Source organism: Ensifer sp. Root31, from assembly GCF_001424825.1.
In the GTDB taxonomy this organism is placed as follows: domain Bacteria; phylum Pseudomonadota; class Alphaproteobacteria; order Rhizobiales; family Rhizobiaceae; genus Ensifer; species Ensifer canadensis.
The window spans coordinates 18,252-32,070 of the sequence record NZ_LMCO01000045.1 but is presented as its reverse complement, the minus strand read 5'-3'; the positions used below and the strand labels follow the sequence as shown (position 1 = coordinate 32,070).

Annotated in this window: 13 protein-coding genes; 9 read left to right on the top strand and 4 right to left on the bottom strand. The window is 61.5% G+C overall.

Annotation, left to right across the window (positions count from 1 at the left end; translation table 11 throughout):
- Positions 1 to 2 precede the first annotated feature (2 nt).
- From ASD00_RS29250 to ASD00_RS29220, 7 genes are all read left to right on the top strand, one after another.
- Positions 3 to 497: a heme-degrading domain-containing protein gene (locus ASD00_RS29250; RefSeq protein WP_025425001.1), complete on the top strand. Its 495-nt coding sequence runs from the start codon at positions 3 to 5 to the stop codon at positions 495 to 497.
- Between the two features lie 4 nt (positions 498 to 501).
- Complete coding sequence (locus ASD00_RS29245; RefSeq protein ID WP_025425000.1) at positions 502 to 1,665, top strand: AGE family epimerase/isomerase; 1,164 nt, start codon at positions 502 to 504, stop codon at positions 1,663 to 1,665.
- A 349-nt stretch (positions 1,666 to 2,014) separates the two neighbouring features.
- Positions 2,015 to 5,788 (top strand): methionine synthase, encoded by a 3,774-nt coding sequence (metH, locus tag ASD00_RS29240; RefSeq protein WP_025424999.1) that lies wholly within the window; start codon positions 2,015 to 2,017, stop codon positions 5,786 to 5,788.
- A 518-nt stretch (positions 5,789 to 6,306) separates the two neighbouring features.
- Positions 6,307 to 6,516, top strand: a complete 210-nt coding sequence (locus ASD00_RS29235; protein ID WP_025424998.1) for a cold-shock protein — start codon at positions 6,307 to 6,309, stop codon at positions 6,514 to 6,516.
- 124 nt (positions 6,517 to 6,640) lie between these two features.
- Positions 6,641 to 6,925: a hypothetical protein gene (locus ASD00_RS29230; protein ID WP_025424997.1), complete on the top strand. Its 285-nt coding sequence runs from the start codon at positions 6,641 to 6,643 to the stop codon at positions 6,923 to 6,925.
- Positions 6,926 to 6,980: 55 nt separating this feature from the next.
- Positions 6,981 to 7,217 (top strand): 30S ribosomal protein S21, encoded by a 237-nt coding sequence (gene rpsU, locus ASD00_RS29225; RefSeq protein ID WP_025424996.1) that lies wholly within the window; start codon positions 6,981 to 6,983, stop codon positions 7,215 to 7,217.
- 57 nt (positions 7,218 to 7,274) lie between these two features.
- Positions 7,275 to 7,499, top strand: a complete 225-nt coding sequence (locus tag ASD00_RS29220) for a hypothetical protein (protein WP_025424995.1) — start codon at positions 7,275 to 7,277, stop codon at positions 7,497 to 7,499.
- Positions 7,500 to 7,646: 147 nt separating this feature from the next.
- Here the strand turns inward: ASD00_RS29220 and ASD00_RS29215 are convergent, their stop codons facing one another.
- Both ASD00_RS29215 and ASD00_RS29210 read right to left on the bottom strand, forming a co-directional pair.
- Positions 7,647 to 8,672: a DUF1254 domain-containing protein gene (locus tag ASD00_RS29215; protein ID WP_025424994.1), complete on the bottom strand. Its 1,026-nt coding sequence runs from the start codon at positions 8,670 to 8,672 to the stop codon at positions 7,647 to 7,649.
- Positions 8,673 to 8,690: 18 nt separating this feature from the next.
- Complete coding sequence (locus ASD00_RS29210) at positions 8,691 to 10,085, bottom strand: DUF1254 domain-containing protein (protein WP_057210812.1); 1,395 nt, start codon at positions 10,083 to 10,085, stop codon at positions 8,691 to 8,693.
- 80 nt (positions 10,086 to 10,165) lie between these two features.
- Between ASD00_RS29210 and ASD00_RS42390 the strand changes: the two genes are divergently transcribed.
- Positions 10,166 to 10,300, top strand: coding sequence for a hypothetical protein (locus tag ASD00_RS42390; protein WP_255569867.1), 135 nt, complete (start codon positions 10,166 to 10,168; stop codon positions 10,298 to 10,300).
- Positions 10,301 to 10,339: 39 nt separating this feature from the next.
- On the top strand, positions 10,340 to 12,556 hold the full coding sequence (locus ASD00_RS29205) for an adenylate/guanylate cyclase domain-containing protein (protein ID WP_057210811.1): 2,217 nt from the start codon (positions 10,340 to 10,342) through the stop codon (positions 12,554 to 12,556).
- 11 nt (positions 12,557 to 12,567) lie between these two features.
- Here the strand turns inward: ASD00_RS29205 and ASD00_RS29200 are convergent, their stop codons facing one another.
- Positions 12,568 to 12,999 carry a YHS domain-containing (seleno)protein gene (locus ASD00_RS29200; protein WP_107027573.1) on the bottom strand — a complete coding sequence of 144 codons (432 nt, stop codon included), beginning with the start codon at positions 12,997 to 12,999 and terminating at the stop codon, positions 12,568 to 12,570.
- 115 nt (positions 13,000 to 13,114) lie between these two features.
- Positions 13,115 to 13,705, bottom strand: a complete 591-nt coding sequence (locus ASD00_RS29195; RefSeq protein WP_025424990.1) for an ankyrin repeat domain-containing protein — start codon at positions 13,703 to 13,705, stop codon at positions 13,115 to 13,117.
- Between the last annotated feature and the right edge of the window lie 114 nt (positions 13,706 to 13,819).

The following is a 13,819-nucleotide window of genomic DNA, read 5'->3' as shown; positions in this document are numbered from 1 at the left end:
TCATGAATATCGACAATGATCTCAAGCGCATCGGCCAACAGGAGCGCGAGCTGCAATTCGACAGTTTCGACCTGGAAATGGCATGGCAACTGGGCACGACGTTGCGCCGCATGGCCGCCGAACGCAAGCTCGGCGTCGTCATCGATGTCACGCTGTTTTCGATGCAGGTGTTTTATACCGCGCTTGAGGGCGCGACGCCTGACAATCCGAACTGGGTGCGCCGCAAGCGCAACACCGTTTTTCGCCTGTTCAAGAGCAGCTACTCGACCGGCCTCGGGCTGTTGAAGCAGCAGACCAATCTGCAGGCGAAGCTCGGGCTTCCGGATGCCGAATATGCGGCCCATGGCGGCAGTTTCCCGATCGTCGTCAAGGGCACGGGCTGCATCGGTGCGGTGACCGTGTCCGGCCTGCCGCAGCGCGAGGACCACAACATGGTGGTCGAGGCGCTGGCCGAGCTGCTCGGCAAGAACCATGATGAACTGAAGCTCGAGGGCTGAACCGTTGCCGCAGGATATTTTCTCGCAATCCGCTATCTTGTCGGCGTGGCTGGCCGAAAGGGCCCTGCCGCTCTGGCGCGAAAAGGGCGTCGATGCCACGGGCGGCGGTTTCGCCGAAACCATCGACATGGCCGGCGAGCCAACGCGGGCCAATCGCCGGGCGCGGGTGCAGCCGCGTCAGGTCTACTGTTTCGCCGAGGCCGGCAGGCGCGGCTGGGCGGGCGACTGGAAGAGTGCCGCCGAGGGCGGGCTTGCCTATTTCGATCGGGTCTATCTGCAGCCGACGGGCTTTTACGGCGCGCTTGCGGATGCCGACGGCAACCTCATCGATGCCGCCTTCGACCTCTACAATCAGGCTTTCGCGTTGCTGGCCTTTGCCTATCTGGCCGAGGTCTTCCCCGAGCGCAGGCCGGAAATGATCGAGCGCAGCAACGGTTTGCGCCAACGCATCGAGGCCCACTGCAAGCACCCGCTCATCGGCTTTGAAGAGGACGATCCGTCGCGGCTGCCGCTCTGCTCCAATCCGCACATGCATCTGTTCGAAGCGTGCCTGGCGAGCGAGGAGGTCGTCGGCTTTGATCGCGTCGCCTGGTTCAACCTTGCAGACGAGATCGCGCATCTGGCGATGGATCATTTCATCGACGGCGGTACCGGCGCGTTGCGGGAGTTCTTCGACCACGACTGGGCGCCGTTCCCGGGTGACAAGGGGCGTATCGTCGAGCCCGGCCATCTGTTCGAATGGGCGTGGCTGTTGCTGCGCTGGGCCGAGCGGCGCGGCAATGCCGAGGCGATCGTGAAGGCGCGGCGGCTGTTTGCGATCGGCGAGGCGCACGGCATCTGCCCGACCCGCAATGTCGCGGTCATGACGCTCTTCGACGATTTCTCGGTCGCCGACCCGATCGCACGGCTTTGGCCGCAGACGGAATGGCTGAAGGCTTCGGTTCGTTTTGCAGCCCTCACAGAAGGCGCGGAGCGTGAGCGCTATCTCGCCTCGGCGGCGCGGGCGGCTTCGGCACTCAACCTGTTCCTGGAGACACCGGTGGCCGGGCTGTGGCGCGACAAGCAGAAACCAGATGGCAGTTTCGTCGACGAACCGGTGCCGGCGAGCAGTTTCTACCATATTCTCTGCGCCATCTATGAAACGCAGGATTGCCTCGGCCGTCTTTAGAGCATTTCCAGGAAAAGTGCGAAGCGGTTTTCCGTCAGGAAATGCGGAAAAACGAAGCGACAGAGCGTTTCCGCGGCTCAATTTAAGCCAGAAACGCTCTGAGTTTGTCTTCTGATGGCATTCGCATGGCTCGCTGCGGTCGCGGCGGGCCATTTTCTTTGCCGTGGCGTTCACCCAAAAGGCGGAATCGCCTTTCTGTCGCTCCTGTGCGCAGACTGAAACCGCATGCGCCAAGGCTACCAAGCCAACGTCATTGCGGCAAATAAAATCCGTTCATATGTTGACATAAAGATGTCTTTATGTGATTGACTTGACTATTGCTTGTCGTTTTCAGAACGGGAGATTTCCCATGTCCGCCATCGACGCCCTTTTCGGCGACCTTTCCTCCAAGCCGGATGGCTCCGAAGTCATGCGGGCGCTGAAGCAGGCGGCCAGCGAGCGCATCCTGATCATGGATGGTGCAATGGGCACGGAAATCCAGCAGCTGGGATTCGTCGAGGATCACTTCCGTGGCGATCGCTTCGGCGGTTGTGCCTGCCATCAGCAGGGCAACAACGACCTGTTGACCCTGACGCAGCCGAAGGCGATCGAGGACATCCACTATTCCTACGCCATCGCCGGCGCCGACATCCTGGAAACGAACACGTTCTCCTCGACCCGCATTGCCCAGGCCGACTACGGCATGGAAGACATGGTCTACGACCTCAATCGTGACGGCGCCCGCCTGGCGCGCCGGGCGGCAAGGCGCGCCGAAGCGCATGACGGCCGTCGCCGGTTCGTCGCCGGAGCGCTCGGCCCGACGAATAGGACCGCGTCGATTTCGCCTGACGTCAACAATCCGGGCTACCGGGCGGTGACCTTCGACGATCTCAGGATCGCCTATGCCGAACAGATCCGCGGCCTGATCGACGGCGGCGCCGATATCATCCTGATCGAGACGATCTTCGATACGCTCAACGCCAAGGCGGCGATCTTCGCCACAAAGGAAGTGTTCGCAGAGAAGGGTATCGAACTGCCGGTGATGATCTCCGGCACGATCACCGATCTTTCCGGCCGTACGCTGTCGGGCCAGACGCCGACGGCGTTCTGGCATTCCGTGCGCCATGCCGAGCCTTTCACCATCGGGCTCAACTGTGCGCTCGGCGCCAATGCCATGCGCGCGCACATCGACGAACTTTCGAGTGTCGCCGACACCTTCGTCTGCGCCTATCCGAACGCCGGCCTGCCAAACGAATTCGGGCGATATGACGAGACCCCGGACCAGATGGCAGCCCAGGTCGAAGCCTTTGCCCGCGACGGTCTCCTCAACATCGTCGGCGGCTGCTGCGGCTCGACGCCCGCCCATATCAGCGCGATCGCCAAGGCGGTTGCCAAACACCCGCCACGCCTGATCCCCGATGTCGCGCCGCTGATGCGGCTCTCGGGCCTCGAGCCCTTCACGCTCACCTCAGACATTCCCTTCGTCAATGTCGGCGAGCGCACCAACGTCACCGGCTCGGCCAAGTTCCGCAAGCTGATCACCGCCGGCGACTATTCCGCAGCGCTCGATGTCGCCCGCGATCAGGTCGCCAACGGCGCGCAGATCATCGACATCAACATGGACGAGGGCCTGATCGATTCGAAGCAGGCGATGGTCGAGTTCCTCAACCTTATCGCTTCCGAACCTGATATCGCCCGCGTGCCCGTCATGATCGATTCGTCGAAGTGGGAGGTGATCGAGGCCGGATTGAAATGTGTCCAGGGCAAGCCGCTGGTCAACTCGATCTCGATGAAGGAAGGCGAAGAGGCGTTTCTGCATCACGCCAGGCTTTGCCGCGCCTATGGCGCTGCCGTCGTCATCATGGCCTTCGACGAGGTTGGGCAGGCAGATACCAAGGCGCGCAAGGTCGAGATCTGCACCCGCGCCTACAAACTGCTGACCGAAGAAGCCGGCTTCCCGCCCGAAGACATCATCTTCGACCCGAACATCTTTGCCGTCGCGACCGGCATCGAGGAACACAACAACTACGGCGTCGACTTCATCGAAGCAACGCGCGAAATCATTGCGACGCTGCCGCATGTGCACATCTCCGGCGGGGTCTCCAACCTGTCGTTCTCCTTCCGCGGCAACGAACCGGTGCGCGAGGCGATGCACGCCGTGTTCCTCTACCATGCCATCCAGGCGGGCATGGACATGGGCATCGTCAATGCCGGCCAGCTTGCCGTCTATGACGGCATCGATGCCGAGCTGCGCGAGGCCTGCGAAGACGTGGTCCTGAACCGCCGCGCCGATTCGACCGAACGCATGCTGGAGATTGCCGAGCGCTATCGCGGACAGGGCGGCGCCCAGGCCAAGGAGAAAGATCTTTCCTGGCGTGAATGGCCGGTCGAAAAGCGACTCGAGCACGCGCTGGTCAACGGCATCACCGAATATATCGAGGCCGATACCGACGAGGCGCGGCTTTCGAGCGCCCGGCCGCTGCATGTCATCGAAGGTCCGTTGATGGCCGGCATGAATGTCGTCGGCGATCTTTTCGGCTCGGGCAAGATGTTCCTGCCGCAGGTGGTGAAATCGGCGCGCGTGATGAAGCAGGCGGTTGCCGTTCTGCTTCCGCACATGGAAGCCGAGCGGCTGGCCGCCGGTGGCGAAGGCGAGCGCCAGAGCGCCGGCAAGATCCTGATGGCGACGGTCAAGGGCGACGTGCACGACATCGGCAAGAACATCGTCGGCGTCGTGCTTGCCTGCAACAATTACGAGATCATCGATCTCGGCGTCATGGTGCCATCCGCCAAGATCCTCGAGGTGGCCAAGGCGCAGAAGGTCGACATCATCGGCCTTTCCGGCCTGATCACGCCATCGCTCGACGAGATGGTGCATGTTGCCTCGGAGCTCGAGCGCGAAGGTTTTGATATCCCGCTGTTGATCGGCGGCGCGACGACGAGCCGGGTGCATACGGCGGTCAAGATCAATCCGCGCTACGACCGCGGCCAGACGGTCTACGTCACCGATGCGAGCCGTGCGGTCGGGGTCGTCTCCAGCCTGTTGTCGTCGGAAGCCAAGGGCTCTTACGTCGAGACGATCCGCGCTGAATATCGCAAGGTTGCCGACGCCCATGCTCGCAACGAGGCGGAAAAGCGCCGCCTGCCGCTATCGCAGGCGCGCGCCAATGCTCACAAGATCGACTGGAGCGGCTATCAGGCCAAGGCTCCCTCGTTTCTCGGTACGCGGGTGTTTCAGGGGTGGGAGCTGGACGAGCTGGCGCGCTACATCGACTGGACGCCGTTCTTCCAGACCTGGGAACTGAAGGGCGTCTATCCCAAAATCCTCGATGACGAGAAGCAAGGGCAGGCCGCACGTCAGCTGTTCGAGGATGCGCAGGCCATGCTTGCCAAGATCATCGCCGAGAAATGGTTTGCCCCGAAGGCGGTCGTCGGCTTCTGGCCGGCCGGAACCGTCGGCGACGACATCCGGCTGTTTACCGAGGAAACGCGCGGCGAGACGCTCGGCACCTTCTTCACGCTGCGTCAGCAGCTGAGCAAGCGCGACGGGCGACCGAACGTGGCGCTGTCGGATTTCGTCGCACCTGTCGACAGCGGCAGCAGAGATTATCTCGGCGGCTTCGTCGTCACGGCCGGTATCGAGGAAGTGGCGATCGCCGAGCGCTTCGAGCGCGCCAACGACGACTATTCGTCGATCATGGTCAAAGCACTGGCCGACCGGTTCGCCGAAGCCTTTGCCGAGCGCATGCATGAATACGTGCGCAAGGAACTCTGGGGTTATGCTGCGGACGAGACATTCTCGCCGCAGGACCTGGTCGGTGAGCCCTATGCCGGTATTCGCCCGGCACCTGGCTATCCGGCTCAGCCCGACCATACGGAAAAGGAAACGCTGTTCCGGTTGCTCGACGCCGAAAAGGCGATCGGCGTGACCTTGACCGAGAGCTTTGCGATGTGGCCCGGTTCGTCCGTCTCCGGTCTCTATGTCGGCCATCCCGAGGCCTATTATTTCGGTGTCGCCAAGGTCGAGCGGGATCAGGTGGAGGATTATGCGGGGCGCAAGCGTATGCCGGTGCGCGAGGTCGAACGCTGGCTGTCCCCGATCCTCAACTACGTGCCGATGCCCGAAGCAGAGGCAGCCGAGTAATCTCGGGAATCCAACAATAGTGCTGGCGGGCAATCATGCCCGTCAGTCTCGCGCTTGAAGCGAGGCGGTCTGCAAGGCCGGCCATGCGGCGAAACCGTCTTTCCCACTTGCCTCAATCCAAGATGAAACTGCGCCGAGCGCTTGGCGATGCCGGCACTTGCCGATTTCTTGAAGCCTCTATGCTTTCCTGAACTGGGCTATTGCTCTGTATTCGTCGTTTATGGTCGGTAGCGCCAATATATTTCTTGAGGCGCCCAAAAATAATGGGATGGAAATTCCGAAAGGATTCCAATCGAAACGAACGTGATTCAACGTTGTTTTTCGGCAGTGCCGCTGCATTTCGGGCCGTATTCCAAATGAAACATTGAAAATCCCGAAAAAAGAATTATATGGGTGCAATCGAATATTGCTTGCGACCTTTGTCAAAGCGCTGAAAAGCGTTGTCAGATTTCCTCTCAACATCGACACGGCTCGGCGAATACCCGTCGAGCGAAATCAACGATTGAAAGGAGATCGTTATGAATTCAGGCACTGTAAAGTGGTTCAATGGCACCAAGGGTTTTGGCTTCATCCAGCCGGATGACGGTACGACCGACGTGTTTGTTCATGTTTCCGCTGTAGAGCGTGCAGGCATGGGCTCGCTGGCGGAAGGCCAGAAGGTCACCTACGACATCGTCCGCGACCGCAAGACCGGCAAGAACTCTGCCGACAATCTCCGGGCGGAATGAATCGTCATCTGCCTCCCCCGACCACGGATGTACTGGCTGGGGACGTTTGATTGACGGGAAGAGGTCGGGTGAAGCCCGGCCTTTTTGCGTCCGGACCCTGCACATTCCGGGGAAGGAAACTATCATGACCCGCAGAATTTGTGCCGTTGGCGACACGGTGACCGTAAGGGCCGATTTCACCAAGCTGGCACCCGCCGTCAGGACGTGCCGGATCATCGGTGTTCTGCCCGCCGACCACGGCGAGACCCAATATCGCGTCCGTTTCGACGGCGAGAACTTCGAACGTCGCATCGTTGCAAGCGACGTCGAGACCACTGAGGCGGCCTCTCCCATCGAAGAGGGACCGTCGCGCATCATTGCCAAGGGTGAACCCTGGCTGAAACCGTCGCGCATCCGGATCGGAAGATAGCTACAGCAATCTCGGTCCGCCGATGTGCGGCCCCAACCAAAGGGAAGGATACATCTTGCAGGTACTCGTCAGAGACAACAACGTCGACCAGGCACTCCGCATTCTGAAGAAGAAAATGCAGCGCGAGGGACTGTTCCGCGAATTCAAGGCGCGCAGCGCCTATGAAAAGCCGTCGGAAAAGCGCGTTCGCGAAAAGGCCGAAGCCGTTCGTCGCCAGCGCAAGCTCGCGCGCAAGAAGCTTCAGCGCGAAGGCCTGCTGCCGGCACCGAAGAAGGCTGTCCGCACCCGCTAAATCTGAGGTACCGATGCCGATTTCGGCATCGGTCCACGCCCGAGCGAGGAGGTACGCATGACGTCGACGAAGAAAGATCTTTTCAAGCCTGAGCGTTTGTCGGCAGCCGACAAGGCTGCGGCGACCGACCATACGGCCCGCGGTATCGTTGCGGCGGAAAAGCTGGCGCGCGAGAAGAAGACCGAAAAGCTCAAGGCTCAGCGGTTGTTGCAGGAGGCTGACGCCGAACCCGTGGCCCCGGCGCCCAAGCGCCAGCCGGCACGCAAGCGCACGAGCGCCTGATTGCGCTCATCGGCCGGGCGCAGCCATTGCCCGGCAATGTTCTGCCAACCAAGCCCGACATAACCTCCTTGATAGATCGTCCGCCCGCCGCGCATCCCACTCGACGCGCGGCTAGGCAATGTTTGTGCAGTTGGTTCCAACGCCGGGCTAGTTGACCGCGCTCGGCTCAGGAAACTGCCACTTTCCATCCAGTATTTCCTGCCGCGGCCGATAGAGACGCACCGCGTAGTTCCAGCCCTTGGTTGTCGGCAGGCAGTTGGCGATCTTGCCGTCGCAACCGCCGAACTGGATCGCCACCGTGCCATCATCGCCCTTCTTCGCGGTGATATCGTTGACCGTGTAGGCATCATACTTGTTCTTCTCGAAATACCCGGCAGCATTGTAGACGCTCACCGACCAGAATGCGTCGACGGGCACGTCTTTCACATCGAGCTTGTACACAGTCGCGCCGTCATTTTTGGTCGGCGTGATGTTGAGATAAACCGCATCCTTATCCGGATTCCCGCCCCAGCCCGACGCCGTGCCGATCAGATGGCGAACGGGATCGACTTGCTCCTTGGTCCCGAAGGCTTTCTTGAAGTCGGGCATCGTCGCGCCGAGCACGAGCAATGCCTCGCGCACCGTCTTCTGGCTCGCCGGATCCCAGGCGGGGACCTCGAAGCTGCCGCTCTTCGCCTGACTGGCCTTGATCGCGTCCTGCAAGGCATGGACCGCTTCGATATCCTTGGCGTCGGCCGGGTCGACGAGCGTGCGAATTGCCACGACGACATAGCGCGTGCCGACACCCTCCTTCGTCAGCGTGTGCTCTCCGGCATCGTAGACGACCTCGGGCACGTAGTGATCCTCGTTGATCACCTGCATCGACATGAAGCGCTTTCCTGCATCGGGCAGCGTGATGGTGACAGGACCGGCATCAAGGTCGAACACCGCCGAGGAATAGAGCGTGTCGCGGTTGAGGCGTATGACCGTCTGGTTGTCGATCGAGGCGGGCTCGCGGCGGTGCAGGAACTTGCCCAGCGCCCCGTCCTTGACCATGGCCGCGGCATACATGTCGCTCTCGGCGCGGATGAAATTGTCGACTCCGACGATTACAGGATCTGCGGCGGTGGCCGGCAGGATGCCGATCAAGGCAAGGGTCGCCGCGAGAGCAACAGTGGTTCGAAATGTATTCATGCTGGTCATCCTCTCTGCTCATGTCGCAGATTTCAGTGGCGGGGCTTTCCATTTGCCGTCGAGGGCATCGGGTTTTGGCCAGTAGAGGCGCATCACCACGAAGAACGGGCCCTTGGGAGCCGGTAGCCAATTGCTCTCCCGATCTGCGCCTGGGCTCTCGTTCTGGACATGAAGCGTCAGGCCGCCGTCGGCATCCTGCTTCAGGCTCGGGAGCATCGGCGAATTGATGAGATAACGGTTGAGCGGATTGGCGTAGAGCAGGCTTGCCGGCAGTTCGTAGAGCGTCAGCGACCAGAAGGCATTGACGGGGGGCAGTTGGCCGTGTTCGAAGCGCAACGCATATTTGCTCGCGCCGGAGAGCGGTTGCTTCTGATCGTCGATGAAATAGGCAGGATAGATCGCCTCTTCCTTGGAGTTGCCGTAGATGCCGAGCACAGCACCGGACATGCGCTGCATGTAGTCGTTCTTCAGGAAGGCTCGGGTTCCGAAGCAGTCGGCGCTCGAGAGCTTGCCGGTATCGATCATGGTTTCCTTGTGTTCCTTAAAGGCCGCCCAGCCGTCGGCCATGCCGTCGGTGATCGCCTTCTGGATATCCGGCGGGAAGGCCGTGAAGTCGAATGTCTTGCCAGCACCGATGTTGAGCTCGGAAAAGCGTGCCATCAGCTCCTTTTCCGAAGGATCGGTCGGGCAGAACTGCAGAATGAAGTTGAGTTCGCTGAAGACCTCGGGCGACGTCTTTTCCTCCTCCGCACTGAGCGGCGTGAAGAAGTCGACGGCGGGGGCGGGCGCAGGCGCCGGCTTTCCGAGAAATGCCGACAAGGGCTCGACCTTGTAGCCGGCCTGGATCTTCTTGACGTTCTCGATATCGCCAGGATTGAAGAGCTGCGTGCGGTAGAGCACGAAGGCAAACTCCGTTTCCGAGCGGATGACGTCCTTGATGCCGGGAGGGGTTTCGCCCTTCCAGTTCGGCCCGGCAAGCAGGTAGCTGCCGGCATCGTTGCCTGTCGCGCGGCTGCCGACATAGGCGAAGTTGAAGGTGTACTGTTCGATGAACTGAAGCGAGTAGTACCGTTCCTTCTCGATTGCCGGCACGGTGAACACCAACGGTTCGGCCCTGAGATCCGCGCCGACATAGGAGTAGGGCGTGTCTGAATTCGGCGTCTGGATCGCCTTGTCGTCCGGCGTATAGACCCGGGCATTGTTGAACAGCGTGTTCCACGGCGCCTTGAACTCCGGCCCGCCGGCGTCGACGAAATAGGAATGTTGCACGCGGTAATTGTCGACCAGCGGAAATCCGTAGATCGTTGCCTCCTTGGCGATCGCCCGCGCGTCATCAGGCGTGAGGGCCGCATCTGCGGCGAAGGACGGCAAGGCTGTCACATGGGGAAGCGCGGTAGCAAGCGCGCCGTACATCAGAATGGTCCGTCGTTTAATCATGGCAAAATCCTCCGGATGAGCGCGCAAAGCAGATAACCGAAGGACAATCCGACGGCATGCGCAAAGCCGTGCGGGGCCAGCAATGCTTCGATGGTGCGCGATGGGCGGAAAACCGCAAGTACGTAACAGTTACTACGGTGCTGGTGCCGTTCGCTGCCGACGCGATGGCGGCGCCTGACGACCTGCGGTAACATCGTCGCTGGAATACATCGCACGTGAAGAGACCGTCGATGGAGCGCCGCCTCGCAGCCGTCCTGATCGCCGACGTCGCCGGATACAGTCGCCTGAGCCGGCTCGACGAGGAGGGAACGCGCGCCAATTTCCAGAGCGACCTGCATGACATTCTGGAGCCGCAGTTTGCCGAACATCACGGCCGGCTGGTCAAGACCATGGGTGACGGGCTGCTGGTGGAATTCCGCAGCGTCGTCGATGCACTCCGCTGCGCGGTGGAGATCCAACAGCGCAAGGCCGAACAGGCCGACAAGGTCACAACTGACCGGCGGCTCGATTTCCGCATCGGCATCAATCTCGGCGACATCATCGTTGAAGGCGACGACATTCACGGCGATGGCGTCAACACCGCCGATCGGGTGCAGGGGCTGGCCGAGCCCGGTGGCATCGCGATATCGGGTACGGCCTACGACCAGGTTCGATTGAAGCTTAGTGTCGGCTACGCCTCGCTCGGCGAGCAGACGGTCCGGGGGATGGCCGAACCGATCCGCGTCTATCACGTGCTTCTCGACCCTGATGACGCTGGCAAGACCATCGTCAAGGATACGCAGCAGCATTTTGCGCGAAGGAGCATGCTCATTGCCGGCGCCCTCATGTTGCTCCTCGCATTTGTCGCCGCCTGGTGGCAGCCGTGGACGCTCATCCTGCCGGAGACGCCGACCGAGCGCTTTGCCTATCCCCTGCCGGACCAGCCATCCGTCGCAGTCCTGCCGTTCATCAATGTCAGCGGCGACCGGGATCATGACCATCTGGCCGAAGGGTTGACCGACGACCTGATCACCGAGCTTTCGAAGGTGTCCGGCCTGTTCGTAATCGCTCGCCATTCGGTGTTCGCGATGAAGGACAACGCTTCGAAGATCCAGGACGTGGCAGCGGAGCTTGGCGTTCACTACATTCTGGAGGGCACGTTGCAACGGGCCGACCAGCGGCTGCGCATCAACGTCAAGCTGATCGATGCGATGAGCGGTCTATCGCTCTGGGCGGAGCGCTATGACCGGCAATATGCCGATCTCTTCGCGGTCCAGGACGACGTCATCGGCAAGATCATCGCGGCGCTGGAGGTCAAACTCAGCGAAGGCGAACGCGACCAGCTGGCGCGCATCCCGACCGACAATCTCGAAGCCTACGACTACTACATGCGGGCCGAGCAGCAGGGGCTCATCTATAGCGATGTCGATACCTATCGCCAGACGCTGGCCTTCTATCAGAAGGCGATCGATCTCGATCCGCTTTTCGCCGATGCCCATGCGGGGATCGCGCGGGTCGCCGTCGACGTCTGGCGCAATGACTACAATTATCTCTGGTCGGCGGCCGTTGCCCGCAAGATCGCTTATGACGCTGCCGGCCAGGCCCTGAAGCTCGACGCCAACAATGCGCGCGCGCACACAGTGCTGGCATTGCTGCAGCTCGTCGACGGTCGCGAAACGGAGGCGCGGGAATCTGCCGCCAGGGCGGTCACGGCGCAGCCGAGCGATCCAGAGGCCTTTGCCAACCTGGCGCTGATCCTGGCGCAAACCGGCGAACACGAACAGGCAATCGCCGATCTGGAACGGGCATTGAGGCTCGATCCGTCACCGTCTCCGAGTTTCCGGCTGCTGGCGGGCATCGTCTACTACACCGCACGCGACACCGACCGGGCGATCCCGCTGATCGAAGCAGCCGGCGAGGCCCTACCGAATGCGGAGGCTGCACGGGAGTATCTGGCCTCGGCCTATGCCCAGCGCGGCGATCGGGCGCGCGCGGTGGCAGAGGGCGCAAAGCTGCTTCAGCTCTTTCCCGACACCAACCTCACCTATTACAGCTACCTCTATGATTACTGGCGCGAAGAGGACCTCAATCGCCACCTCTACGGACTGCGCACTGCCGGCATTCCGGAGTGGCCCTTCGGCTTCGTCGGGGCGGCGGCGGACAGGCTCGGGCCGGCGGAACTTGGCACGCTGACCCAAGACAAGACCTGGGCCGGGCAGCACAAGAATGGCACGAGCTTCGTGCAATTCTTCGATAAGGCCGGCAACACCGCCTATCGCAGCGCCAACACAAACATCACCGGGCGCGCCGAGGTGAAGGGCAACCAGCTCTGCGAGAAATTCGACGGATATTTCCTCGACCGCATGGTCTGCGGCTATGTCTATCGCAACACGGCCAAGGGCGAGCGCGGCGCAGACTTCATCCACGTGACGCCGCAGGCGCTAAAATTCTTCTCGATCGAGCAGTGATCGCTATCCGGTCAGCGCGCCGCCTGCCAGGTCGTGCCGAGCTTTTCCGAAATGAGCGTGTTCTCCACTTCAGACCAGTGCTTCTTCGAATCGACCAGCTTGTTCGGGTTCTTCTCGAAGCCTTCTGCCGCACCCGGATCGTAGCTCAGGAACAGCTTGCCCTCGATGATGCGCCAGGCCTTCGGATCGATATTGGTGGTCACCGTGCCAAACGACACACCGTCGGCGCAGTAGCCGCCATATTGCGGGGCGTAGCGGGTGGGTTCGCGGATGAAAAGCTCACGGTTCTCGGCGCTGGCAAACTGCCAGTTCGCTCCGAGCCAGCGGTAGGAAAATTGCGGCGAGCCTTCGAGCGCCTTGCTCTCGGTGAAATAGGCGACCGGGTCGTAGCCCTTGATGGCGACATCGCCGAAGTAGCCGGTGTTGACGAGGTCTTCCGCCATTATCGGCCCGGACAGTGCCAGAAACGCCGTCGCAGCGAGGCCGACGGCGCATGCGTATCGATTGTAAAACATTCCTCTTCTCCGATTCCGGATGCGGCTGGCGCACGCTCTGGCGTCACTTCCGCTTCGTGCATTCGGTATAAAGCCAGTCGCCGACGAGGTCGGCCTTCTGGCAGGTGGCGCCCGCTTTCAGCAGAAGCTCGGCGGCGTCCCAGTGCGAGCGCCAGCCGGCCTGTGTCAGTGGCGTGTAGCCGTTGCGTTCCTTCGCCTCGACCTCGGCCTTTTGGGTAAGCAGCACAGCCACGACATCGGCGTGACCCTCCTCGGCTGCGGCATGAAGCGGCGACATCTTGTAGAAGTTCTTGGTGTCGTTGACGTCGGCGCCCTTGGCGAGCAGCAGCTTGACGGTGTCGAGATTGCCGCCATAGGCCGCGGCGTGCAGGGCGGTCAGCCCGCCCTTGTTGCGGATCTCGATGTCGCAGCCGCGATCGAGCAGCAGGGCGACGACATCCGGCCGTCCGGCAAGGGACGCGACCAGCAATGCCGGCTCGCCGGCCGTATCCGGCTCGGTGATGTCGGTACCCTGATCCAGCAACAGCGTGACGCGCTTGACGTCGCCGTCTCTTGCCGCGTCATGCAAGGGACCCGCAAAAGCCGCCGAGGTGAAAAACGCTAGCCCGGCGACCGAAGCACAAACATAGTTCATAGCGCCACCTCCGCCCCAGCTTCGGTTTTGCATGTAAGAATGTTCGAAAATATCACAGAGTCCTTGCCGTCAACAAGGTCAATCGCCCGGCAAGGAGCGGGGGGCGAGGCGTTT